This window comes from Streptomyces sp. NPDC031100 (genome assembly GCF_055570785.1).
On sequence record NZ_JBVIGN010000004.1, the window covers coordinates 644,736 to 668,129 of the forward strand.

Below are 23,394 nucleotides of genomic sequence, written 5' to 3' on the forward strand. Positions count from 1 at the left end.
CGGACTCAACTAACGCTCCTGCTGGTGAGTGGGGCTCGGGTAGCTGCCGGTCTGGCCGTTGCCGGCCTGACGACCCTGAGCGATGCCCCGACGGAGATTGGTCAGCCGGCCGCGTACGTCATCGGGCGCACGGGAGACCTGCGGACCGCTTTGGTGCTGTTGCTGCTGTGCCGTGCCCGGGACGAGGTTCGCCCGGGGCACCCGGCGCGGCAGGCCGGAGGTGGTGATGCCGCCCGCCGCGGGCTGCCGTACGCGCTCCGCCTGCCGGACGAGTTCGTCGTTGGGCGAGGTGCGCCAGGAGCCGGTGGCGGGGGAGCGCTGGGGAGCGGGCGCGGGCGCCTGCTGCTGCGGTGCCGGGGTGGTGTCCGGCTGCCGCTCCTGCTGGTTGCCGTGGAACCAGTTGGTCTCGAGCGTGTCGTACAGCGGGGTACGGCCGTCACCCGGACCGGTGGCCGGCGGCAGTGCCTCGGGCTCCTGGCGGGCCGGACGCTGCGGGGCCGACGGGCGCTGGGCACCGAAGTCACCGCGGCCGCCCTGCTGCGGGCGCTCGAACTGGCCGGTGTGCGCCGGGCCCTGGCCCGGGCGGCCGGGCAGCGCGTGCTGTCCGGTGGAGCCGGCGTCGTACGCCTGCGGAGCCGCGAACTGGCCCGTGCTCTGTGGGTCCTGCGCGGGCGGTGTGCCGAAGACGTCGGAGCGGACGTACCCGCCGCCTGCACCCTGCTGGCCGTACTGGCCGTTGTCCTGCTGGCCGTACTGCCCGTTGTCCTGCGGGGCGGCGGGACGCGGGAACTGGCCGGTCTGCTGCGGGTTGTCGGCGCCGGGGCGGGCGAACTGGCCCGTGCTCTGGGAGCCGCCCGCGCCGTTCAGGTCCTGGCGCGGGAACTGGCCCGTGGCGCCGTTCATGCCGAAATCCGGGCGCGGGAACTCGCCCGTGGCGGCCGGGCCCTGCGCGTCGGTCCGGGCAACCGCCGGTATCTCGGTGGTGGAGCCCGGGCCCTGCTGCTCGTCATGGCCGCGCGGCGCGTCCAGCGAGGCGCGCGACAGCGGGGCCTGGGCGTTGTCGCTCCAGTCCGGGGTGCGCGAGGGCTGGTTGCCGCCGGGCAGCTCCGCCCGCGCACCGCCACGCGGCGGCAGCTGGGGCTGACGGCTCTGGTCGGAGGCGCCCGCGCCACCGCGCGAAGCCGGGCCGCGACCGCCGAAGGCGTCCTGCTGGGCGCCGCCGGGACCCCCGGCCTGCAGGCCCTGCGGGGCCCCCGGGGCCTGGCCGCCGAAGCTGCCCGCACCCGCACCCGCACCGGCCGGGGCCGGCCGGCCCTGCTGCGGGGTGCCCGGACCCTGCGGACCACGCGCGCCACCGGGCGCACCCGGGCGGCCGCCCTGGCCGGCACCGGGCAGCGCGGCCCGGGGACCGTGGGCGGCACCGACCTGGCCGCGCGGGGCCGGACCGGCACCGAGGAGTCCGCCGCCGGTCGGCGCACCGCCGAGGGCACCGCCGCTGCCGCCGGTGTTGCGGCGGGCGGCGGCAGCACCGGCCGCGGCCTGCGCGGCGGCCGGACCGCCGGTCGGCGCAGGCGCGCCGGGCTTGCCCGGAGCGGGCTTCTTGCCGCCCTGGGCGACGTCGACGGGGAGCATGACCAGCGCGGTCGTACCACCGGAGTCGGACGGGCGCAGCTGGATGCGGATGCCGTGGCGCTGGGACAGACGACCGACCACGAACAGACCCATGCGGCGGGAGACCGAGACGTCCACGGTGGGCGGCGAGGCGAGCCGCTCGTTGATCGCCGCGAGGTCCTCGGGGGAGAGGCCGATACCGGTGTCGTGGATCTCGATCAGCACACGGCCGTCGGGCAGCGCGTGACCGGTGACCTTGACCTTGGTCTGCGGGGAGGAGAAGGAGGTGGCGTTCTCGAGCAGCTCGGCGAGGAGGTGCACGAGGTCGTTGACCACACGGCCGGCCACTTCGGTGGTCGGTACGGCGGCCAGCTCGATGCGCTCGTACTGCTCCACCTCGGACGCGGCGGCGCGGAGCACGTCGACCAGCGGGACCGGGCGGGTCCACCGTCGGCCGGGCTCTTCACCCGCGAGAACCAGGAGGTTTTCACCGTTACGGCGCATACGCGTCGCGAGGTGGTCGAGCTTGAACAGCGAGGACAGCTGGTCCGGGTCGGCCTCGCGGGACTCCAGCTCGGAGATCAGCGACAGCTGGCGCTGGATAAGACCCTGGGAGCGACGCGAGAGGTTGGTGAACATCGCGTTGACGTTGCCCCGGAGAAGGGCCTGCTCGGCGGCGAGGCGGACCGCCTCGCGGTGCACGTCGTCGAAGGCCGCGGCCACCTGGCCGATCTCGTCCCGGGAGTGCACACCGACCGACTCCACGGACGTGTCGACGTCCTGCGGGTCGGACTCGGAGAGCTGCTTGACCAGCTCGGGCAGACGGTCCTGGGCGACCTTCGTCGCGGTCTCCTGCAGGCGGCGCAGCGAGCGGATCATGGACCGGGCCACGACGAAGGCGCCGACGAGCGAGATGCCGAGCACGAGCAGGATCAGCGCACCGGAGATGATCGCGTCGCGCTCGGAGGCGCTGCGCAGCTCACGGGCCTTCTGCTCCATGTCCTCGAGCAGCGTGTGCTCGATCTTCTTCATCTGGTCGATCTTGGTGGAGCTGTCGTCCACCCAGTCGCGGTACGAGCGCGGCGGCAGGCCGTCGAGGCCGTCGCGGGACTCGAAGGTCCGCTTGGCGTACAGGTCGGCGGCCTGGATGGTCGGGTTGTTCTCCTCGATCGGCTTGAGGAGTTCGTCCGGGTTCTGACTGCCGTAGATCTTCCGGAAGATCGCGATCTCGGAGTTCTCGCCGTCGTACGCCGCCTGACCGTAGAGCTGGTCGTTCTTGGAGAGGTGCCCCTTGGCCGTGCCGTTGGAGGTCAGGGCCGCGGCGATGACGGCACGCTGCACGGAGGCGTACTCCTTGGCGGTGGAGAAGGCCGCCAAGGCACGGGTGCGCTGGATGATCTCCGGGTTGCTGGACGCCTCCGCCATGGACTGGGAGAGGTCGATCAGCTGGGTGATCAGCCGGTGGTACGACTCGACCGTCTGCGTCGAGTTGTCCTTCGACTGGTAGGCGGACCGGCGGATCTTGGCCAGGTCGCCCAGCTGTTCGGCGAGGCTCACCAGGGTGTCGCGGACACCCTGGAGGTTGCCGTTCTTGCTGGCCTCGTCGATCTGCTCGGAGGCGTTGAGGAAGTTCTCGCGGGCCCGGTCGGTCTTCTCCTGCAGACCCTTGATCGTGAAGTCGTTCGCGCCGCCGTGCGCCAGGGGGCCGGCGGACTGGTCGCGCTCGTCCTGGAGCTGCTGGGCCAGCTCGGTGGCCTGCTTGGTCATCTCCGTCAGCAGCTTCATGTTGTCGAGCTGCTGGATGTCGTCCAGGGACTGGTTGATACGCAGGGCACCCAGCGAGGTCGCCGCGACGACGGGGAGCGCCAGCAGCGACACCAGACGGGTGGAGATGCGCCAGTTGCGCAGGGCCACCCGCGAACCCGGTCCGGTGGGGCCCTTGACGGACTTCACGTCCGACGTGGGGGTTCCGGTCTTCACGGCGCCGGCCGGGGAGGACGTGCCGGGGCGCCCGGAGCGCTCACCGCCGTCTCCGGCCGGGCCCGGGTTCTGGGCGTGCTGGGGCGCGGAGCTGCCATGCATGGGGCCAGTCCCGCCGTGCGGCTCCGGCTCCGCCGAAGCGCTGCCATCCCTCTTGAAACGTCCCTGCACTAGCGTCGCAACCTCTGGACCAGGCACCCCTCCGCGCGAACGGAGGGACACGGTGTCGGCGTTCGGAGAGCGCCCTGAATGCGCCCTCCGGTGGTCTTGAGTGACCGGCGCAGGTTCCCCCCATCTCGCCGCCACTCGGCGCTGCGTTGCGCCCCTGCGCGCCGGCTCGATCCCGCGGCGGTCCGTGGAATTCCAGCACAGTGCCGGATCTCCAACAAGGCCCGTGTCCCGAGCTGTGACCTCTGTGACGGGCTGTGAGGCGTGAGTTACCTACTGTGGAAGATGATTCGGATCAAAACGGACGTACACCTGCGAGTCGCCCCCTGGTGTCACGTGTCCCAGTCGCCATGATCAGGAGCGGAATGATGGGTTCAGGGGGCCAATGTCCGATTCGTTGGGGACAGTTGTAGGCCGGAATTGACCGGTTTGCCCATGGATTCGTGAGCAAACTCACACGGAGATCATGGGGAGTTCATGTCTGCGGCGGGGAATCGGATGTTTAGCCTGACGCTTTACAGGATGGGCAACTCTGCCAACCCCACTCGACACGAGGCCACAGGATTACAACGGTGAAGACGACGATGATGTTCCGCACGATAGCCAACCCGCGGCGCACGACTCTGGCCCACCTGGAGGACGCCGAGGAACTGCAGACGCCCGAGCTGCCGGAGCACTCCGTCGACCTCCCCGCCCAGACGGCCAACCCGAGGCGCACCGTCCTGATGGAGGTCCCGGTGGGCGCGGCGGCCACGGCCGGCGAGTAACCGAGCGGGCACCGCACGCATCGAGCGCGGCCCGGAGATCACGCACCAGCGAGGTCTTCCGGGCCGCGCTCACGTTTTACCTGAACCCTGAACCGGACTCGGACCCGGTGGGCGACGCCCGCCGCCCGCCCTCACCGGAAGGTGAGGCCCGACCGGTTAACCTGGGGCGTCAGTACGCCGGTACTCAGTGAGGGGCGCAAGGATCCCGTGCGCATCGCCAGGTTCTCCATCGACGGGAACGTCGCCTTCGGCGCGGTCGAGGGCGACAAGCAGGACGAACTCGTCCTCGACATCATCAAGGGCATCCCGTTCGCGGACTACGAGCTGTCCGGGACGAAGGTGCCGCTGAGCAAGGTCAGACTGCTCCCGCCGGTCCTCCCGAACAAGGTCGTGGCGTTCGGCCGCAACTACGCCGGGCACGCGCGTGAGCTGGGCAACGAGGTGCCGGAGGCCCCCTTCGCCTTCTTCAAGCCGTCCACCTCGGTGATCGGCCCCGGCGACGAGATCCAGTACCCGCCGTTCTCGCAGGAGCTGCACCACGAGGCCGAGCTGGCCGTCGTCATCGGCCGCATGTGCCGCGAGGTCCCGCGCGAGCGCGTCAAGGACGTGATCTTCGGCTACACCTGCGCCAATGACGTCACCGCCCGCGACGTGCAGAAGCGCGAGAAGCAGTGGGCCCGGGCCAAGGGCTTCGACACCTCCTGCCCGCTCGGCCCCTGGGTGGAGACGGACCTGGACCTCGACCGCGCGAACGACCTGACCGTCCAGCTCACCGTCAACGGCGAACAGCGCCAGCTGGGCCGTACGAGCGAGATGATCCACTCCATCGAGGACCTGGTCGTCAACATCTCCGAGGCCATGACCCTCCTCCCCGGCGACGTCATCCTCACCGGCACCCCCGCAGGGGTCGGCCCCCTGCACGTCGGCGACGAGGTCGCCGTCACCATCGAAGGCATCGGCACTCTCACCAACAAGGTTGTCAAGCGTGGCTAGCGCACCCGGCTCCCCCGTACGCGTCCGTTTCTGCCCCTCGCCCACCGGTAACCCCCACGTGGGCCTGGTCCGCACCGCCCTGTTCAACTGGGCGTTCGCCCGGCACCACCAGGGCACCCTGGTCTTCCGCATCGAGGACACCGACGCGGCCCGCGACTCCGAGGAGTCGTACGACCAGCTGCTCGACGCGATGCGCTGGCTGGGCTTCGACTGGGACGAGGGCCCCGAGGTCGGCGGCCCGCACGCGCCGTACCGCCAGTCGCAGCGCATGGACATCTACCAGGATGTTGCGCAGAAGCTCCTTGACGGCGGCCACGCCTACCACTGCTACTGCTCCCAGGAGGAGCTGGACACCCGCCGCGAGGCCGCCCGCGCCGCCGGCAAGCCGTCCGGCTACGACGGCCACTGCCGTGAGCTGAGCGCCGAGCAGGTCGAGCAGTACAAGGCCCAGGGCCGCACCCCGATCGTCCGCTTCCGGATGCCCGACGAGACGATCACCTTCACGGACCTGGTCCGCGGCGAGCTGACCTTCACCCCGGAGAACGTTCCGGACTACGGCATCGTCCGCGCCAACGGCGCCCCGCTGTACACGCTGGTCAACCCGGTCGACGACGCCCTGATGGAGATCACCCACGTTCTGCGCGGCGAGGACCTGCTCTCCTCCACCCCGCGGCAGATCGCCCTGTACAAGGCGCTGATCGAGCTGGGCATCGCGCAGCAGATCCCGGCCTTCGGCCACCTGCCGTACGTGATGGGCGAGGGCAACAAGAAGCTCTCCAAGCGCGACCCGCAGTCGTCCCTCAACCTCTACCGCGAGCAGGGCTTCCTGCCCGAGGGCCTGCTCAACTACCTGTCCCTGCTCGGCTGGTCGCTCTCGGCCGACCAGGACATCTTCACGATCGCGGAGATGGTCGCAGCCTTCGACATCTCCGACGTGAACCCCAACCCGGCGCGCTTCGACCTGAAGAAGTGCGAGGCGATCAACGGCGACCACATCCGGATGCTGGACGTGAAGGAGTTCACCGAGCGCTGCCGCCCCTGGCTGAAGGCCCCGTTCGCCCCCTGGGCGCCGGAGGACTTCGACGAGGCCAAGTGGGAGGCGATCGCCCCGCACGCCCAGACCCGCCTCAAGGTGCTCTCCGAGATCACCGACAACGTCGACTTCCTGTTCCTGGCGGAGCCGGTCGAGGACGAGGCTTCGTGGACCAAGGCGATGAAGGAGGGCTCCGACGCCCTCCTCCGCACGGCCCGCGAGAAGCTGGAGGCGGCCGACTGGACCTCGGCCGAGTCCCTCAAGGAGGCCGTCATGGCCGCCGGCGAGGCCTACGGCCTCAAGCTCGGCAAGGCCCAGGCCCCGGTCCGCGTGGCCGTCACCGGCCGCACGGTCGGTCTGCCGCTGTTCGAGTCCCTGGAGGTCCTGGGCAAGGAGAAGACGCTGGCCCGCATCGACGCGGCGCTGGCCAAGCTCTCCGCGTAGCGACTCTTCGCAGGGCGGTGCGTACAGCACGGTCGTGACAGGGCGGCGTCCGGTTCGGGCGCCGCCCTCCGTGTGTCCACCGAGCCGTCGCCCAGAGTTCACCTCTGCGGCCAAGTCCCGCTTCCTGAACGGACGTTGGATGTCCACCTGGGCGCATGATGTGCATGCGCATCCTGTGCAGGGGGTGGGGGACGTGACCCGTTCACGCAACGAAGTGATCCGTTCACGAAGACTGGCCACGGTCGTCGTCGCCGGAGCGGTGGCTCTGACCTGTGCCGCGGCGACCTCGCCCGCGCAGGCCGGGCCCGCCTTGCCGCCGCAGGCCGGCAGCGTCACGCTCAGGTCGGAGCAGCCGACCTACGTCGACTACCTGTGGACGGGGGCGTCCGGGTTCCAGTGGCGTGCACGGAACGAAGCCGGCTTCGGCACCTGGGTGGGCTACCCGGGGTCCGTCCCGCCCGCGCACGCGGGCCCGGACGACCTGGCCACCGGCACCGACGTGGTCAGCACCCAGGACGGTGCCAAGGTCACGCAGCAGCACCGCTCCACCGGCGCGACCGCCACCGTCACCGTCCCGGCGGGCCAGATCTACAAGACCACGTCCGGCTGGAGCGTCCTGACCCAGGACACCTCCGGCACCCCGCACGTCCTGCGCGCCGCGGCCGACGGCTCCACCACCGACCTCCCGGTGACCGGGCTCCCCGCGGGCGCCCAGCCCACCGGCTACGTCCCGGGCGGCTCGGTCCGCCGCGCCGCGATCGTCTACACCCTCGACGGCACGACCTCCGTGGGCCTCGTGGACCTCCTGGACGGCACCTTCCGCACCTACGTCACGGGGGTGGCCGCCACCCCGCCGGTCCGCTTCAACGACCGCTGGCTGGTCGCCGACTGGAAGTACCTCCGCGTCGACGCCGCCCCCGACACCAAGCCCGCCGGCCTCACCCGCTGGGACGGCGAGCTGGTGGCCGTCGTCGGTGACCAGCTCCTCACCGGCAACCCGCGCTTCGTCCTGGCCGGTACCAAGCCCGCGCTGACCGCCCACTCGCTGTTCACCGGCGAGAGCCGCACCGTCCTCGCGAACTCCTCCGGGGGGCTCGTGGCGACCCCGGACGGCGGCGCGCTCGCCACCGCGGGGCCCTCCAGCCTCGACTGGAACGTCCACCGCATCACCCCGACCCAGGACGGCGGGACCGCCACCGAGAAGGTGGCCCAGATCCCGGCCGACCGGCTCCGGGTCGAGGGACTGGCCCTCGCCGGCGGCGAGCTGTTCCTCGACGGCAGGCAGGGGACCGGCCACCGGATGTACAGCTTCACGCTGGACGCCCACGGCCGGCCGGTCGGACCGCAGACCCCGCGCAGCCCCGGCCTGGCCGCCCCGACCTGCCTCACGGGCGACACGGCCTGCCCCCAGATGGAGGCCCTCGGCGACGGACACGTCGCCCACCTGTTCACCGACTCCTCCGGCCGCGAGTACGTGATCGAGACCGGCCTCGACACCGGCTCCCTGCTCAGCGTGCCCACAGGCTCCGCGCGCGGCCGCATCGCCGACGGCACCGGCCGCTACGTGCTCTACAACGGCGGCACGCCCGGCGTACAGACGATCCTCGACTTCCCGCGGGGTGCCACGTCCGGCACGCCCGTGCTCAGCCGGAGCCGCACCGCCGCGGCCCTGTGGGGCCAGGTCCTGTGGACGCCCGGCAGCACCAAGGGATCGATCACCGGCCACGACCTGAAGACCGGCAGGACCACGACCACCGTCTCCACCGGCGCCCGGTGCACGCCCAGCGACATCCAGGCCGTCAACACCTGGCTCTACTGGAGCTGCGGCTCCGCCGGTCCGGCCGGGGTCTACGACCGGGCGGCCAGGCGGAACATCCCGGTCCGTGCCGACTCCGCCCCGGCCCGCCTCGCCGACGGCTTCCTGGTGCGCGAGAACCGGACCACGCACGAGCTGCTGCTCACCGACGTCCACACCGGTACCGCGCAGACCCGCACCGTGGCCGTCCTGCCGACGCCGGACCGGAACACCGGCGGCAGCAACGGCCGCTGGGCCGTGGACCGGTTCGGCGGCCAGATCGCCTACCTCACCGGGAACATCGGGCAGGTGGTGATCGTCCCCAGCGGCGTCCCCGCCTCGCCGCTCGCGCAGACGGAGGCGCAGGTCTACTCGCCGTCCGTCATCGGACGGTCGATGCCGTGGTCGCCGGTCTGGCAGCTGAACAAGCCGTCCACCTGGTCCCTGACGCTCGCCACGGCCACGGGCAAGGTCGTCCGCACCCTGACCGGTGCCTCCACGGGCGCGGCCGTACGCCCGGCCTGGGACGGCACGACCGACAGTGGCTCCCGGGCCGGCTCCGGCACCTACACCTGGAAGCTCACCGCCCGCCCCCGCGACGGCCAGGGACGCAACCTGAGCCTGACCGGCACGATGACCCTCGGCTGACGGCGCGCGAAGGGTACCGTCGGTGTCATGACGATCAGAGCCGTCGTGTGGGACGTGGACGACACCCTCTTCGACTACACGACCGCCGATCGCGAGGGCATGCGTGCCCATCTGGCTGCGGAGGGCCTGCTCGCCGGGTACGACACCCCTGAGCAGGCCCTCGGCCGGTGGCGGGAGATCACCGACCGGCAGTGGGCGCGCTTCTCCGCCGGGGAGGTCTCCTTCGAGGGCCAGCGGCGCGATCGCGTACGGCTCTTCCTGGAGCAGGAGCTCTCCGACGCCGAGGCCGACGCCTGGTTCCGGCGTTACATCGGTCACTACGAGGCCGCCTGGAGCCTGTTCCCGGACGTGCTGCCGGCCCTGGACGCCCTCGCCGCCAGCCACCGGCACTCGGTGCTGTCCAACTCCAGCCTCACGGTCCAGGAACACAAGCTGCGCACCCTCGGCCTCCGCGACCGCTTCGAGAGCGTGCTGTGCGCCGCCGAGCTGGGCGTCTCCAAGCCCGAGGCCGCGGCGTTCCTCGCGGCCGTGGCGGCGCTGGGCCTGGCCCCGCACGAGGTGGCGTACGTCGGTGACCACCCCGAGATCGACGGGCGGGGCGCGGCCGAGGCGGGGCTGCTGTCCGTCTGGATCGACCGCGGCGGGGTGTACGCGCAGGGCGCGGACACCGTGGCGGCGCACCGGATCTCGACCCTCGCCGAACTCCCCGCGCTCGTCCGCTCGGATACCCGTTTTGGAGCCCCGTCCACCTTCGGGTAATGTTCTTCCTGCGCCGCCGGGGAGCGGGCCGAAAGGCCGGGACCCGGAGGAGCGAACTAGAACGAGATCCCCGCAGGGGCTTGAGTTCCAGTGGCCTATGGTGTAATTGGCAGCACGACTGATTCTGGTTCAGTTAGTCTTGGTTCGAGTCCAGGTAGGCCAGCTCGCAGAGCTCATCTGCAAAGCCCCCGTTGTGTAGCGGCCTAGCACGCTGCCCTCTCAAGGCAGTAGCGCCGGTTCGAATCCGGTCGGGGGTACTGATCCTGATCCTGTCGGGATCGCTAGGGCCCCCGTTGTGTAGCGGCCTAGCACGCCGCCCTCTCAAGGCGGTAGCGCCGGTTCGAATCCGGTCGGGGGTACGACTGGTCTAAACCATCATTGGTCTATGGTGTAATTGGCAGCACGACTGATTCTGGTTCAGTTAGTCTTGGTTCGAGTCCAGGTAGACCAGCTCGGACCTGCGGAAACGCAGTGTCCACGCCCCCGTTGTGTAGCGGCCTAGCACGCCGCCCTCTCAAGGCGGTAGCGCCGGTTCGAATCCGGTCGGGGGTACGCAGTTCGAAGGCCCTCCACCTCGGTGGAGGGCCTTCGGCGTTACTCGAAGCCGTACCGTCGCGCCGACTCCTCCTCCTGCGCCAGCCGGTGCAGCGCGCGCAGCATCGGCTCGACGAGCACCGCCGAGACCACCACGCTCTCCGCCTTCTCCGCCTCCGACGGCTGCGCCTCCACGAAGTCCAGGTCGTACTTGGCCGCCTCCTGCATCAACTTCGCGTAGAACACGAGCCGTTCGGCATCCCAGTCGTAGCCGAGCCGACGGAACGCGGCGATCGCCACCACCAGACCGCGGTACGACGGGGAGATGGTCGTCAGCAGCTTGGCGTTCGACCAGCCCAGCGTGTCCAGCAGCCCCTCCGCCTCCCCGTGCGCGGCCCGGACGCACTCGTCGTCCTCGTCCGGCTCCGGTACCTGCGGCAGCGCCCACAGGGCCGCGCCCAGCCGGATCGTGCGGCCCAGCGACTCGTCGTCGACATGCCCCAGGACCTCCCGGACCGTCGCCACCGGCAGCCGGCCGACCTGGATCATCGCCCGCACCAGCCGCAGCCGGCGCAGGTGCTCCTCGTCGTACTCCGCGGTCGTCGCGTTGACCTGACGGCCCGGGGGCAACAGCCCCTCGCGCAGGTAGTACTTGATCGTCGCGGTGGACACACCGCTGCGCTTGCTCAGCTCGGCGAGACGCATCCCTTGCATCCCTTCTTGGATAACGGCACTATCCAAGCATGCGCACTCGGATAGTGCCGCTCACCGATGAGGGGGACGTCATGTTCCGAAACCGGGTCGCCCCGGGTCGTACCACCGCGGATGCCCAGGGGGAGGTGGTGGTCCTGCTGATCGGCATGCGGATCAACCGCTTCTGGGCGGTGCACCTGTGGCTGCCGGTGGCGCTGGCGATGCTCCGCATGCTGCGGGAACTGGGGCGGGACCCTGGGCGGGGTCTGCGCGGCAAGGTCCTGCTGACCGCGTCGCCGCGGACCTACTACGTCGTGCAGTACTGGGAGTCCAAGGAGAAGCTGTACGCCTACGCGACGGCGCCGGACGCCTTCCACCACAAGGCCTGGGCGGTGCTCAACCGCAAGGAGCGGGCCGGGAAGCTGCGGGGGCGTGTCGGGATCTGGCACGAGACGTATGTCGTGCCGGAGGGGTCGTACGAGGCGATCTACGGGGACATGCCGGCGTTCGGGCTGGCGGCGGCACATGGGCAGGTACCGCTGGAGAAGCGGGGCCGGTATGCGAAGGATCGGTTCGCCTACCGGTCCGGGAAGGCGCCGGTGGCCGAGAAGACCGGCTGACAGGGGAGGCAGGCCGACCGGGGAGAGCGGCCGACCGGGGAGACGGGGAAGCGAGGAGGGCCTGCCGCGGCGTTGAGGCAGGCCCTTCCTTCGGATGTCAGCCCGAGCGGCGCAGGGCCTCGGAGAGGCGGCCTGCTGCGTCGATGACCGCCTGGGCGTGCATACGGCCCGGGTGGCGGGTCAGGCGCTCGATGGGGCCGGAGACGGAGACCGCGGCCACGACGCGGTTGGAGGGGCCGCGTACGGGCGCGGAGACGGACGCGACGCCCGGCTCGCGCTCACCGATCGACTGGGCCCAGCCGCGGCGCCGTACGCCCGACAGGGCCGTCGCCGTGAAGCGGGCGCCCTGGAGGCCGCGGTGCAGGCGCTCGGGCTCCTCCCAGGCCATCAGGATCTGCGCCGAGGAGCCGGCCTTCATGGTCAGCGTGGAGCCGACCGGGACCGTGTCCCGCAGGCCGGACAGGCGTTCCGCCGCGGCCACACAGATCCGCATGTCACCCTGGCGACGGTAGAGCTGTGCACTCTCGCCGGTGACATCGCGGAGGTGGGTGAGCACGGGGCCCGCCGTGGCGAGCAGGCGGTCCTCGCCGGCCGCCGCCGCGAGTTCCGCGAGGCGCGGGCCGAGGATGAACCTGCCCTGCATGTCGCGTGCCACCATGCGGTGGTGTTCCAGGGCCACGGCCAGGCGGTGGGCCGTGGGTCTTGCCAGTCCAGTCGCACCGACCAGACCCGCAAGGGTGGCCGGACCGGACTCCAGAGCGCTCAGGACGAGGGCCGCCTTGTCCAGAACGCCGACGCCGCTACTGTTGTCCATGCAACGATACTCACGTCTCACTCTGTGAAACGCAAGTTCAATTTTCCGTGGAACGCGCCACCCTGGAACCACACAGCGGCCCGCAGACCAACGGGCCTGGCGGTGGACGCCCGGAATCACGACTTCAGGGGCCCCTAAAAAGGCAGCCGCCGCTTCCTCAAGATCTCTAGTTGGGCCGGTGGACGTTTGCCGGTCGGAGGGAAAGCGATGGGTAGGACACTCGCGGAGAAGGTCTGGGACGACCACGTCGTCCGGCGCGCCGAGGGCGAGCCCGACCTCCTCTTCATCGATCTGCACCTGCTGCACGAGGTGACCAGCCCCCAGGCCTTCGACGGGCTGCGGCAGAACGGTCGCCCGGTGCGCCGGCTGGACCTCACCATCGCGACCGAGGATCACAACACCCCGACCCTCGACATCGACAAGCCCATCGCCGACCCCGTCTCGCGCGCCCAGCTGGAGACGCTGCGCAAGAACTGCGCCGAGTTCGGGGTGCGGCTGCACCCGCTCGGTGACGTCGAGCAGGGCGTCGTGCACGTCGTCGGCCCGCAGCTGGGCCTGACCCAGCCGGGCACCACCGTCGTCTGCGGTGACTCGCACACCTCCACGCACGGTGCCTTCGGCGCGCTGGCGTTCGGTATCGGCACCTCCCAGGTGGAGCACGTGCTGGCCACCCAGACGCTGCCGCTGGCCCGCCCCAAGACCATGGCCATCACCGTCGAGGGCGAGCTGCCCGAGGGCGTCACCGCCAAGGACCTGATCCTGGCGATCATCGCCAGGATCGGTACGGGCGGCGGCCAGGGCTACATCCTGGAGTACCGCGGCTCCGCCATCGAGAAGCTCTCGATGGAGGCCCGGATGACCATCTGCAACATGTCGATCGAGGCCGGTGCCCGCGCGGGCATGATCGCCCCCGACGAGACCACCTTCGCGTACCTCAAGGGCCGCCCGCACGCCCCCGAGGGCGCCGACTGGGACGCCGCCGTCGAGTACTGGAGGACCCTGCGTACCGACGAGGACGCCGTCTTCGACGCCGAGGTCGTCATCAAGGCCGACGAGCTGTCGCCGTTCGTCACCTGGGGCACCAACCCCGGCCAGGGTGCGCCGCTTTCGGCGTCCGTCCCCGACCCGGCTTCGTACGAAGACGCTTCGGAGCGCCTGGCCGCCGAAAAGGCCCTGGAATACATGGGGTTGGAGGCCGGCCAGCCGCTGCGGTCCATCAAGGTGGACACCGTCTTCGTAGGCTCCTGCACCAACGGCCGTATCGAGGACCTGCGTGCCGCCGCGGACCTGCTGCGGGGCCGCAAAGTCGCCGACGGCGTACGGATGCTGGTCGTCCCGGGCTCCGCGCGGGTCGGTCTCCAGGCCGTCTCCGAGGGCCTGGACGTGGTCTTCAAGGAGGCCGGCGCCGAATGGCGGCACGCGGGCTGCTCGATGTGCCTCGGCATGAACCCCGACCAGCTGGCCCCCGGTGAGCGCTCCGCGTCCACCTCCAACCGCAACTTCGAGGGACGGCAGGGCAAGGGCGGCCGTACGCACCTGGTGTCGCCGCAGGTCGCGGCCGCGACCGCCGTCCTCGGCCACCTGGCCTCGCCCGCCGACCTGTCCGACGCCCCCGTGCCCGCTGGAGTCTGAGAATCATGGAAGCCTTCACCACCCACACCGGCCGGGCCGTCCCGCTGCGCCGCAGCAACGTCGACACCGACCAGATCATCCCTGCTCACTGGCTCAAGAAGGTGACCCGGGACGGCTTCGAGGACGGTCTGTTCGAGGCCTGGCGCAAGGACGAGGACTTCGTCCTCAACCGGCCCGAGCGACAGGGCGCCACCGTGCTGGTCGCCGGCCCCGACTTCGGCACCGGTTCCTCCCGTGAGCACGCCGTCTGGGCGCTGCAGAACTACGGCTTCAAGGCCGTGATCTCCTCCCGTTTCGCGGACATCTTCCGCGGCAACTCGCTGAAGAACGGCCTGCTCACCGTGGTTCTCGACCAGAAGGTCGTGGACGCGCTGTGGGAGCTCACCGAGAACGACCCCACTGCTGAGGTCACTGTGGACCTTGAGGCGCGTGAGGTTCGTGCGCAGGGCGTCACCGCCTCCTTCGAGCTGGACGAGAACTCCCGCTGGCGGCTGCTGAACGGCCTGGACGACATCTCCATCACCCTCCAGAACGAGGCTGACATCGCCGCCTACGAGGCCAAGCGGCCCTCGTACAAGCCGCGGACGCTTCCGGTCTGAACCAAGTCCGGGCCAGGTCTGAACCAGGTCTGATCCACGTCAGGTTTCGGCCACCGCAGTACCCCCTCTGTACCCCCGATCGCCACGATTGGGGGTACAGCCATGTCTGCACCCGAACGGCCCCGCGCGTTCCCGCACGTCCGCCCAACTCCCCACGTTACGAAGGCTGTTGCCTGGGTACGCGAGTGCCATGCCCGCAGCCTTGGCAAGTGCCCGGAAGGCCATTTGAGGCGGCAGTTGCACCCTGCGCAGGCGACAACTCGCCCCAGATGGCACAATCTGTGCATGGAACACGACGGCCAACTCGAGCTCTATGCGGCGGTCGCGGACCAACTGAAGGAAGCGCACACAAGAGTGCGTGAACTGCAAGTCCCGGAGGGCGTACGGATGGCGCTGACCCGGAAGCTGCTGGTCATTACGGCCGCGGCCAAGCACGATCTCGCCGGAGCGGCAAGGCGGCTCGAGCGGTTCAACCAGGACCTCGACGAGGGTCGGATCCCCGAAGAGGACCGCTGAACAGCCCGAGACAACCGAGTCGGTTGCGGCACAAGGGTGATAAGCCCGTTTCGTGTTTGATTTGCGGTATATATCTGCCTAACGTGCGAAAAAGCTTGAACACTTTCGTTCTGGCGATGTCTCCGAAGGGGAAGACGTGAACAAGGCGCAGCTCGTAGAAGCGATTGCCGACAAGATGGGCGGCCGCCAGCAGGCCGCCGATGCTGTCGACCATGTCCTGGACGCCATCGTCCGCGCGGTCGTCGCAGGTGAGCGGGTCTCGGTCACCGGCTTCGGGTCCTTCGAAAAGGTGGACCGCCCCGCCCGTTACGCCCGCAACCCGCAGACGGGCGAGCGGGTTCGGGTCAAGAAGACCTCCGTTCCGCGCTTCCGCGCGGGTCAGGGCTTCAAGGACCTGGTCAGCGGCTCGAAGAAGCTGCCGCGGGGCGGCGAGGTCGCCGTCAAGAAGGCGCCCAAGGGCAGCCTGACCGGTGGCGCCGCCGCGACGGTCAAGAAGGCCGCGGCGAAGAAGGTCACCAAGGCGGCGGCGAAGAAGGTCACGGCGAAGAAGGCGGCGCCGGCGAAGAAGGCCGCCGTCAAGAAGGCCGTCGCGAAGAAGGCCCCCGTCAAGAAGACGACGGCCGCGGCGAAGAAGACGACGGCCGCTGCGAAGAAGGCCACCGCCAAGAAGGCGACGGCCAAGAAGGCTCCGGCGAAGAAGGTCACCGCCAAGAAGGCCCCGGCCAAGAAGTCGACGGCCCGCAAGACCACCGCCAAGAAGGCCACCGCCCGCAAGGCGTCGTAAGGCCGCCGGGGCACTCACGCGCCGGGCCGGACTCCTCTGGGGAGCCCGGCCCGCGGCGTTTTCCGGGGCGCCTCAGAGCGTCTGCAGGGTCACCAGCGTGATCCGCAGGCCGTCCCCGGCACCCTCCGTCTCGATCCGCACCCGCTGTCCGGGCCGCAGCAGCAGCAGCCCGCCCGCGTCGAACGCCTCCGGGCCGAAGGGCACCGGAGTGCCGTCGTCGAGCAGCACCTGGCCGCTGCGGCTTGCGGGGTCGTACGTGTATGCGGTCGCCTGCATGACGGCCAGCGTAGTACCTCCGGCGGTTCGGCCGCCTTTCGTCTGCGGGTGGGTGGGGGCTGGTCGCGCAGTTCCCCGCACCCCTGGGGGGCGCCTCAGGACCCCGGGATCAGCAACCCCGCCGTCGCCGTCGCCGTATGGGGCCCCACCCCGAGGGTCAGGGCCGCCCGCAGGTCCTCGCCGGTGTCCACGTCCTGCCGTACCGAATCGACGTCGGTGAGCCCGAGTTCCGTGGCGCCGGAGGCGCGGTGCCGGTTCCGGGAATCCGTGCCGAAAGCCGGGTGCAATTCCCGGCCGGGGGCCGCGGCCAACAGCGTCGTACCCAGTGCCGCCGCGTCCGCGAGAAAGGCGCGCGGGAATTCGGCCGCCGCGTCCAGCACCCGCGACAATTCCGGCGGACGCAGCGCCGGGAGATCGGCGTTCAGGGCCGCGATCGCGGCGCGGGGGCGCAGTTCCCGTACGGCGGCCGTGCCATGCGTGAGAGCGGCGTTGAGGCCGCTTCCCGGGGCGTCCGGGACGATCCGGGCGCCCAGCGCCGCCAGCTCGCGGCCGGCCAGCGGGTCGTCCGTGACGACCGCCACATCCGCGACCGCCGGACACGCCAGCGCCGCGGCCACCGTGTCCTGCGCGAACGCGAGGGCCAGCCCCGGCCGTACCCCCTCGCCCGCCGTGTCCGACAGCCTGCTCTTGGCCCGCGCCAGAGGCTTCAGCGGGATGACCAAGGTCCACTGCACCGGCGTACCGCCCTCCCTTGTCGCGCTCATTGTCACCCGTCGCATCCGGCAGGCAGGCACGTGGGGCGTACGGTGTTCTCGACAGACCGGCGGCCTGGGGCGACACTTGTGCGGCCCCCGGGCCCTGAGCCAAGTCCTAGAGGAAGGTGTCCGCGTGTCCCGCCGCAGAATCGGGTTCTGGTACCGCTTCGCAGCGGTCCTCTGCAAACCGCCGCTGGTGGTTCTGATCAAGCGGGACTGGCATGGAATGGAACACATTCCGGCCGACGGCGGATTTATCACCGCGGTGAACCACAATTCCCATGTGGACCCCTTCGCGTACGCGCACTATCAGTACAACACCGGACGGGTTCCGCGTTTCCTGGCGAAGAGCGGACTTTTCAAGAAGGGATTCGTCGGGGCCGCGATGCGCGGCACCGGGCAGATCCCCGTCTACCGCGAGAGCACGGACGCGCTCAGCGCCTTCCGGGCCGCGATCGACGCCGTGGAGCGCGGCGAGTGCGTCGCGTTCTACCCCGAGGGCACGCTCACCCGCGACCCGGACGGCTGGCCGATGACCGCCAAGACCGGCGCCGCCCGCGTGGCACTCCAGACCAAGTGCCCGGTGATCCCCGTCGCCCAGTGGGGCTGCAACGAACTGCTGCCGCCCTACGCCAAGAAGCCCCACCTCTTCCCGCGCAAGACCCACCACGTCCTCGCGGGCCCGCCCGTGGACCTCTCCCGCTTCTACGACAAGGAGATGACCGCCGACCTCCTGAAGGAGGCCACCGAGGTCATCATGGCGGCCATCACCCGCCAGCTGGAGGAGATCCGCGGCGAGAAGGCGCCCGAGACGCCCTACGACCCGCGCCGCGAGCGGATCGAGCAGCGGCGCAAGACCCGCGCCCAGACCGGCACGGACGTCTCGCGGAGCGGCAGGGAAGTCTCACGGACCGGCACGGAAGTCCCGGCGAGCGGCACGGAAGAGGAGAACGGCAAGTGAGCAAGCCTGTCCGGGCAGCCGTCATGGGCACCGGCTCGTGGGGCACCGCCTTCGGCATGGTCCTCGCCGACGCGGGCTGCGAGGTCACCCTGTGGGCCCGCCGCCCCGAGCTGGCCGACGCGGTCAACTCCACCCGGACCAACCCCGACTACCTGCCCGGCGTGGAACTCCCGGAGAACCTGCGCGCCACCGCCGACCCCGCCGAGGCCCTGCGCGACGCGGACTTCACCGTCCTCGCCGTCCCGTCCCAGACACTGCGCGCCAACCTCGCCGAGTGGGTCCCGCTGCTCGCGCCCGGCACCGTGCTCGTCTCCCTGATGAAGGGCGTCGAACTCGGCTCCGCCATGCGGATGAGCGAGGTCATCGAGGACGTCGCCAAGGTCGGCCCCGAGCGCATCGCCGTGGTCACCGGGCCCAACCTGGCCCGCGAGATCGCCGCCCGCATGCCCGCCGCCGCCGTGGTCGCCTGCACCGACGAGCAGGTCGCCCAGCGGCTCCAGGCCGCCTGCCACACGCCGTACTTCCGGCCGTACACGGAGACGGACGTGGTCGGTTGCGAGCTGGGCGGTGCCGTGAAGAACGTCATCGGCCTCGCCGTCGGCATCGCGGACGGCATGGGACTCGGCGACAACGCCAAGGGCTCGCTCATCACGCGCGGCCTGGCGGAGACCGCCCGCCTCGGGGTGGTGCTCGGCGCCGACCCGCTGACCTTCTCCGGACTCGCCGGTCTCGGCGACCTGGTGGCCACCTGCTCCTCACCGCTGTCCCGCAACCACACCTTCGGCACCAACCTCGGCAAGGGCATGACCCTGGAGGAGACCATCGCGGTCACCAAGCAGACCGCCGAGGGCGTCAAGTCCTGCGAGTCGGTGGCGGATCTGGCCCGCCGGCACGGTGTCGAGATGCCGATCACGGAGACGGTCGTGGACATCGTGCACGAGGGCAAGCCGCCGGTGGTCGCCCTCAAGGAGCTGATGTCGCGCAGCGCGAAGTCCGAACGACGCTGAGCGAACCTGCCCTTTTTCGTCCGTTCACCTCCGGACTCGACGCTGTATCCGGGCTCTACCAACGGGTACTCTCAACGCGATATGAGCACCGAGAACCTCCCCCAGAGCCCCGAGCAGCCGTCCCGCAAGCCGCGCGTGGCCGTCGTGTTCGGCGGGCGCAGCTCCGAACACGGGATCTCCGTGGTCACCGCCGGCGCCGTCCTCAAGGCCATCGACCGGACGAAGTACGACGTCCTGCCGATCGGCATCACCGCGGACGGCCGCTGGGCCCTGACGGCCGACGAGCCGGAGCGCATGGCCATCACCGAGCGTCGCACCCCCAGCGTGGAGGACCTGGCCGAGTCGAGCGAGGGCGGCGTGGTGCTCCCCGTCGACCCGGCCAACCGCGAGGTCGTCTACAGCGAGCCCGGCTCCGTGCCCAAGGCCCTCGGCGAGGTCGACGTGGTCTTCCCGGTGCTGCACGGCCCGTACGGCGAGGACGGCACCCTCCAGGGCCTCCTGGAGCTGTCCGGAGTGCCGTACGTGGGCTCGGGCGTGCTCGCCTCGGCCGTCGGCCAGGACAAGGAGTACATGAAGCGGGTGTTCACCTCCTTCGGGCTCAAGGTCGGCCCGTACGTGGTGATCCGCCCGCGCGAGTGGGCGCAGGACGAGTCCGCCGCCCGCAAGAAGATCGTCGACTTCGCCGGCGAGCACGGCTGGCCGCTGTTCGTGAAGCCCGCGCGCGCGGGATCGTCGATCGGCATCACCAAGGTCGACGACCTCTCCGGCCTGGACGAGGCGATCGCCGAGGCCCAGCGGCACGACCCGAAGATCCTGGTCGAGGCCGCCCTGCGGGGCCGCGAGATCGAGTGCGGCGTCCTGGAGTTCGAGGACGGCCCGCGCGCCTCCGTGCCGGCCGAGATCCCGCCGCCGGACGCGCACGCGTACTACGACTTCGAGGCCAAGTACATCGACTCCACGCCCGGCATCGTGCCGGCCCCGCTCACCGACGAGGAGACCGCCGAGGTGCGGCGCCTCGCGGTCGAGGCGTTCGAGGCGGCCTCCTGCGAGGGCCTGGTCCGCGCGGACTTCTTCCTCACCGAGGACGGCGAGTTCGTGATCAACGAGATCAACACCATGCCCGGCTTCACGCCCATCTCGATGTACCCGCAGATGTGGCAGGCCACCGGCATCGGCTACCCGGAGCTGGTGGACCGCCTGGTGCAGGCCGCGCTGCGCCGCTCGACCGGGCTGCGCTGACCCGCACCGGCACCGTCACCTCATGGAGGCGATCCCCTTGGGGATCGCCTTCTTGACTGAGGTCGCGAGACCGGTGAGCACCGGGGTGCCGTCCGGCCCGGACATCCCCTCGGGCAGGCTCACCTGCACGTAGGCGACGCGGTTGGCCGTGGTGAACCGCCAGGTGCCGTCGCCCTGCTTCTCCATCAGCCAGTCGACGCCGTTGACCCCGCCCGCCACGGCGTCCCGGTCCCCGCCCTCGGCGACCTTGGGGTCGACCATCTTCGGCGGCCGTACGACACCGCAGCGCAGTATGATCGCCGGGCTTCCCCAGCCCGCCGTGTAGGCGGACCGGGGCTCGGGGTCGTCACGGCCCCGACCGTCGAGCTTCTCGGGCAGCACCCGGTGCAGATCCCGGCACGCCGTCGCCGTCTTCGCGTCGGGGCTGGGAACCGCCACGGTGGCGTTGTCGTCTGCGTGGGAACAGCCCGCGACCGCGATCAGCAGCGCGGGCGCGAGCAGGCCGAGGGGCCGGTGACGGAAGATGTTCACCGGCCAAGCGTAGACGGGGGCTACAGATGCACGACCGGACAGGTCAGGGTGCGGGTGATGCCGTCCACTTGCTGGACCTTCGCGACCACCATGCGACCGAGGTCGTCGACCGTGTCGGCCTGGGCGCGCACGATGACGTCGTACGGTCCGGTCACGTCCTCGGCCTGGATCACTCCAGGGATCTTGCTGATCGTCTCGGCGACGGTCGACGCCTTGCCGACCTCCGTCTGGATCAGGATGTACGCCTGTACCACGGAACCTCCAGGGCGGCCACGAGGATCATGTGGGGAAAAGGAACGCCACGGTATCGCGTCGCCGCTCCCCGCGGGGAGACCTGCGGGAACCGGGCTTGCGCGCCAGGGTGCAGGCACGACAGAAGTTGACGGTCACCTCGACCGTATCGGGGACACTGATAGCGCGCGACCGGGCACGGCACGGGAGAGAAGGGGAGCAAGGGCAATGAAGGGCACTGTTGGTGAGCTGGGGGAGTTCGGGCTCATCAGGGAGCTCACCTCCCGCCTCACCACCACCCCGGCGGTCCGGATCGGCCCCGGCGACGACGCCGCGGTGGTCGCCGCGCCCGACCGCCGGGTCGTGGCGAGCACCGACATCCTGCTGGAGGGACGGCACTTCCGCCGCGACTGGTCCACGGCCTACGACGTCGGACGCAAGGCGGCGGCGCAGAACCTCGCGGACATCGCCGCGATGGGCGCCGTACCCACCGCGCTACTGCTCGGCCTGGTCGTCCCGGCCGAACTCCCGGTCACCTGGCCGAGCGAGCTGATGGACGGGCTGCGCGACGAGTGCCAGGTCGCGGGCGCCTCGGTGGTCGGCGGGGACGTCGTACGCGGGGACACGATCATGGTGTCGATCACCGCCCTCGGCGATCTGCGCAACCAGGAGCCGGTGACCCGCGCCGGCGCCCAGCCCGGCGACCTCGTGGCCGTCACGGGCTGGCTGGGCTGGTCCGCGGCCGGCTACGCGGTGCTCTCCCGCGGCTTCCGCTCCCCGCGCGCCTTCGTGGAGGCCCACCGCCGCCCCGAGCCGCCGTACCACGCGGGCCCGGCCGCCGCCGCGCTCGGCGCGACCGCGATGTGCGACGTGAGCGACGGGCTGATCGCCGACCTCGGGCACATCGCCGAGGCCAGCAAGGTGCGCATCGACATCCGCTCCGGCGCGATCGACATCCCGACGCAGATGCACGACATCGGGCAGGCCGTCGGCGTGGATCCGCTGCAGTGGGTGCTGACCGGGGGAGAGGACCACGCGATCGTGGCGACCTTCCCGCCGGACGCCAAGCTGCCGGCCCGCTGGAAGGTCATCGGCGAGGTCCTCAACCCCTCGGCGCTGCCCCAGGTGACGGTCGACGGGGCGCCCTGGACCAGCAAGGGCGGCTGGGACCACTTCGGGGACATCGAGTCATGATTCCCCGGGTGCTCACGGTGGCGGGCTCGGACTCCGGCGGCGGGGCGGGCATCCAGGCCGACCTGAAGACGATGCTGGCGCTCGGCGTGCACGGGATGAGCGTGATCACGGCCGTGACCGCGCAGAACTCCCTGGGCGTGCAGGGCGCCTGGGAGCTGCCGGTGGAGGCGGTGCGGGCGCAGTACCGCAGCGTCGTGGACGACATCGGCGTCCAGGCCGTGAAGACCGGGATGCTGGCCTCGGCCGAACTGGTCGAGGCGGTCGCCGAGTTGATCTCCGGCACGGACGCGCCCGCCGTGGTGGACCCGGCGGGCGTCTCCAAGCACGGCGACCCGCTGCTGGCCGCCTCCGCGCTGGACTCGGTCCGCACGAAGCTGCTGCCGGTGGCGACCGTGGCCACGCCCAACCTCGACGAAGTGGCCCAACTCACGGGCGTGCGGGTCGAGTCGGAGGACGATCTGCGACGGGCCGCGGCGGCCGTGCTGGAGTACGGGCCGCGCTGGGTGCTGATCAAGGGCGGGCACCTGGCAGGGGACGCACGGCGGGCGGGCGGGAACCCGGCAGTGGATCTGCTCACGGACGGCTCCGAGGAGCACTGGCTGCGGGCGCCCCGGCTCGACAACCGGCACACGCACGGCACGGGCTGCACGCTCGCCTCGGCGGTCGCGTCGGGGCTGGCGAAGGGGCTGGCCGTGCCGCAGGCCGCCGCGGAGGCCAAGGAGTACGTCACCGGGGCGATCGCGGCCGGGTTCGCGCTGGGCGCGGGGATCGGGCCGGTGGATCACGGGTGGCGCTTGCGCGGGTGAGTGC

Annotated in this window: 22 protein-coding genes and 5 tRNA genes; 20 read left to right on the top strand and 7 right to left on the bottom strand. The window is 70.9% G+C overall.

All coding sequences use genetic code 11. The features are described 5' to 3' along the window. Positions 1-9: 9 nt before the first annotated feature. Positions 10-3,762, bottom strand: coding sequence for a sensor histidine kinase (locus tag ACZ5DS_RS14840; RefSeq protein WP_468237755.1), 3,753 nt, complete (start codon positions 3,760-3,762; stop codon positions 10-12). Positions 3,763-4,331: 569 nt separating this feature from the next. Here ACZ5DS_RS14840 and ACZ5DS_RS14845 point away from each other — a divergent pair. The 10 genes from ACZ5DS_RS14845 to ACZ5DS_RS14890 all read left to right on the top strand — a co-directional run bounded on the left by ACZ5DS_RS14845 (position 4,332) and on the right by ACZ5DS_RS14890 (position 10,750). Further along, the gene (locus ACZ5DS_RS14845) at positions 4,332-4,526 is read left to right on the top strand and encodes a hypothetical protein (RefSeq protein ID WP_468237757.1); all 195 of its coding nucleotides are present in this window, start codon (positions 4,332-4,334) and stop codon (positions 4,524-4,526) included. Positions 4,527-4,733: 207 nt separating this feature from the next. After that, positions 4,734-5,519 carry a fumarylacetoacetate hydrolase family protein gene (locus ACZ5DS_RS14850; RefSeq protein ID WP_468237759.1) on the top strand — a complete coding sequence of 262 codons (786 nt, stop codon included), beginning with the start codon at positions 4,734-4,736 and terminating at the stop codon, positions 5,517-5,519. Further along, complete coding sequence (gene gltX / locus ACZ5DS_RS14855) at positions 5,512-6,996, top strand: glutamate--tRNA ligase (protein WP_468237762.1); 1,485 nt, start codon at positions 5,512-5,514, stop codon at positions 6,994-6,996. The genes ACZ5DS_RS14850 and gltX overlap by 8 nt, the downstream gene beginning before the upstream one ends. A 193-nt stretch (positions 6,997-7,189) precedes the next feature. Then, positions 7,190-9,439 carry a FlgD immunoglobulin-like domain containing protein gene (locus ACZ5DS_RS14860; RefSeq protein WP_468237765.1) on the top strand — a complete coding sequence of 750 codons (2,250 nt, stop codon included), beginning with the start codon at positions 7,190-7,192 and terminating at the stop codon, positions 9,437-9,439. 27 nt (positions 9,440-9,466) lie between these two features. After that, positions 9,467-10,198: an HAD family hydrolase gene (locus ACZ5DS_RS14865; protein WP_468237768.1), complete on the top strand. Its 732-nt coding sequence runs from the start codon at positions 9,467-9,469 to the stop codon at positions 10,196-10,198. A gap of 91 nt (positions 10,199-10,289) precedes the next feature. Continuing rightward, positions 10,290-10,361: transfer RNA gene (locus tag ACZ5DS_RS14870), tRNA-Gln, on the top strand. A 21-nt stretch (positions 10,362-10,382) separates the two neighbouring features. Beyond that, positions 10,383-10,455, top strand: a tRNA-Glu gene (locus tag ACZ5DS_RS14875). A gap of 29 nt (positions 10,456-10,484) precedes the next feature. Continuing rightward, a tRNA-Glu gene (locus tag ACZ5DS_RS14880) sits at positions 10,485-10,557 on the top strand. A 20-nt stretch (positions 10,558-10,577) separates the two neighbouring features. Further along, positions 10,578-10,649: transfer RNA gene (locus ACZ5DS_RS14885), tRNA-Gln, on the top strand. 28 nt (positions 10,650-10,677) lie between these two features. Next, positions 10,678-10,750 (top strand) — tRNA-Glu (locus ACZ5DS_RS14890). A gap of 42 nt (positions 10,751-10,792) precedes the next feature. Here ACZ5DS_RS14890 and ACZ5DS_RS14895 read toward each other — a convergent pair. Then, positions 10,793-11,437 carry a MerR family transcriptional regulator gene (locus ACZ5DS_RS14895; protein WP_468237770.1) on the bottom strand — a complete coding sequence of 215 codons (645 nt, stop codon included), beginning with the start codon at positions 11,435-11,437 and terminating at the stop codon, positions 10,793-10,795. An 80-nt stretch (positions 11,438-11,517) separates the two neighbouring features. Here ACZ5DS_RS14895 and ACZ5DS_RS14900 point away from each other — a divergent pair, with 80 nt between their 5' ends. Beyond that, positions 11,518-12,045: a DUF4188 domain-containing protein gene (locus ACZ5DS_RS14900; protein WP_468238234.1), complete on the top strand. Its 528-nt coding sequence runs from the start codon at positions 11,518-11,520 to the stop codon at positions 12,043-12,045. Between the two features lie 97 nt (positions 12,046-12,142). Here the strand turns inward: ACZ5DS_RS14900 and ndgR are convergent, their stop codons facing one another. Then, positions 12,143-12,859: an IclR family transcriptional regulator NdgR gene (gene ndgR / locus ACZ5DS_RS14905; protein WP_145883474.1), complete on the bottom strand. Its 717-nt coding sequence runs from the start codon at positions 12,857-12,859 to the stop codon at positions 12,143-12,145. Between the two features lie 207 nt (positions 12,860-13,066). On the opposite strand from ndgR, the gene leuC reads away from it, so the two are divergent. From leuC to ACZ5DS_RS14925, 4 genes are all read left to right on the top strand, one after another. Beyond that, positions 13,067-14,491, top strand: coding sequence for a 3-isopropylmalate dehydratase large subunit (gene leuC / locus ACZ5DS_RS14910; protein WP_468237774.1), 1,425 nt, complete (start codon positions 13,067-13,069; stop codon positions 14,489-14,491). Positions 14,492-14,496: 5 nt separating this feature from the next. Then, complete coding sequence (leuD, locus tag ACZ5DS_RS14915) at positions 14,497-15,090, top strand: 3-isopropylmalate dehydratase small subunit (protein WP_468237777.1); 594 nt, start codon at positions 14,497-14,499, stop codon at positions 15,088-15,090. Positions 15,091-15,375: 285 nt separating this feature from the next. After that, positions 15,376-15,606 (top strand): SCO5555 family protein, encoded by a 231-nt coding sequence (locus ACZ5DS_RS14920; protein ID WP_468237779.1) that lies wholly within the window; start codon positions 15,376-15,378, stop codon positions 15,604-15,606. Positions 15,607-15,742: 136 nt separating this feature from the next. Continuing rightward, positions 15,743-16,390 (top strand): HU family DNA-binding protein, encoded by a 648-nt coding sequence (locus ACZ5DS_RS14925; protein WP_468237781.1) that lies wholly within the window; start codon positions 15,743-15,745, stop codon positions 16,388-16,390. Positions 16,391-16,462: 72 nt separating this feature from the next. Here the strand turns inward: ACZ5DS_RS14925 and ACZ5DS_RS14930 are convergent, their stop codons facing one another. Together ACZ5DS_RS14930 and cofC are read right to left on the bottom strand one after the other, a co-directional pair. After that, positions 16,463-16,666: a hypothetical protein gene (locus tag ACZ5DS_RS14930; protein WP_468237784.1), complete on the bottom strand. Its 204-nt coding sequence runs from the start codon at positions 16,664-16,666 to the stop codon at positions 16,463-16,465. A gap of 95 nt (positions 16,667-16,761) precedes the next feature. Beyond that, positions 16,762-17,400, bottom strand: a complete 639-nt coding sequence (cofC, locus tag ACZ5DS_RS14935; protein WP_468238237.1) for a 2-phospho-L-lactate guanylyltransferase — start codon at positions 17,398-17,400, stop codon at positions 16,762-16,764. 154 nt (positions 17,401-17,554) lie between these two features. Between cofC and ACZ5DS_RS14940 the strand changes: the two genes are divergently transcribed. From ACZ5DS_RS14940 to ACZ5DS_RS14950, 3 genes are all read left to right on the top strand, one after another. Beyond that, the gene (locus ACZ5DS_RS14940; RefSeq protein WP_468237787.1) at positions 17,555-18,382 is read left to right on the top strand and encodes a lysophospholipid acyltransferase family protein; all 828 of its coding nucleotides are present in this window, start codon (positions 17,555-17,557) and stop codon (positions 18,380-18,382) included. Beyond that, positions 18,379-19,389, top strand: coding sequence for an NAD(P)H-dependent glycerol-3-phosphate dehydrogenase (locus ACZ5DS_RS14945; RefSeq protein ID WP_468237789.1), 1,011 nt, complete (start codon positions 18,379-18,381; stop codon positions 19,387-19,389). The genes ACZ5DS_RS14940 and ACZ5DS_RS14945 overlap by 4 nt, the downstream gene beginning before the upstream one ends. Positions 19,390-19,470: 81 nt before the next feature. Then, entirely contained in the window at positions 19,471-20,628 is a 1,158-nt protein-coding gene (locus tag ACZ5DS_RS14950; RefSeq protein ID WP_468237792.1) for a D-alanine--D-alanine ligase family protein, read from the top strand. A gap of 15 nt (positions 20,629-20,643) precedes the next feature. On the opposite strand, the gene ACZ5DS_RS14955 is transcribed toward ACZ5DS_RS14950, so the two are convergent. Both ACZ5DS_RS14955 and ACZ5DS_RS14960 read right to left on the bottom strand, forming a co-directional pair. Further along, positions 20,644-21,159 (bottom strand): DUF3515 domain-containing protein, encoded by a 516-nt coding sequence (locus ACZ5DS_RS14955; protein WP_468237795.1) that lies wholly within the window; start codon positions 21,157-21,159, stop codon positions 20,644-20,646. 20 nt (positions 21,160-21,179) lie between these two features. Continuing rightward, positions 21,180-21,413 (bottom strand): Lrp/AsnC family transcriptional regulator, encoded by a 234-nt coding sequence (locus tag ACZ5DS_RS14960; RefSeq protein ID WP_003997603.1) that lies wholly within the window; start codon positions 21,411-21,413, stop codon positions 21,180-21,182. A 205-nt stretch (positions 21,414-21,618) separates the two neighbouring features. Between ACZ5DS_RS14960 and ACZ5DS_RS14965 the strand changes: the two genes are divergently transcribed. Both ACZ5DS_RS14965 and thiD read left to right on the top strand, forming a co-directional pair. Continuing rightward, positions 21,619-22,584 (top strand): thiamine-phosphate kinase, encoded by a 966-nt coding sequence (locus ACZ5DS_RS14965; protein WP_468237797.1) that lies wholly within the window; start codon positions 21,619-21,621, stop codon positions 22,582-22,584. After that, complete coding sequence (thiD, locus tag ACZ5DS_RS14970; RefSeq protein WP_468237799.1) at positions 22,581-23,390, top strand: bifunctional hydroxymethylpyrimidine kinase/phosphomethylpyrimidine kinase; 810 nt, start codon at positions 22,581-22,583, stop codon at positions 23,388-23,390. Before ACZ5DS_RS14965 ends, thiD begins: the two co-directional genes overlap by 4 nt. The last annotated feature ends 4 nt before the right edge of the window (positions 23,391-23,394 follow it).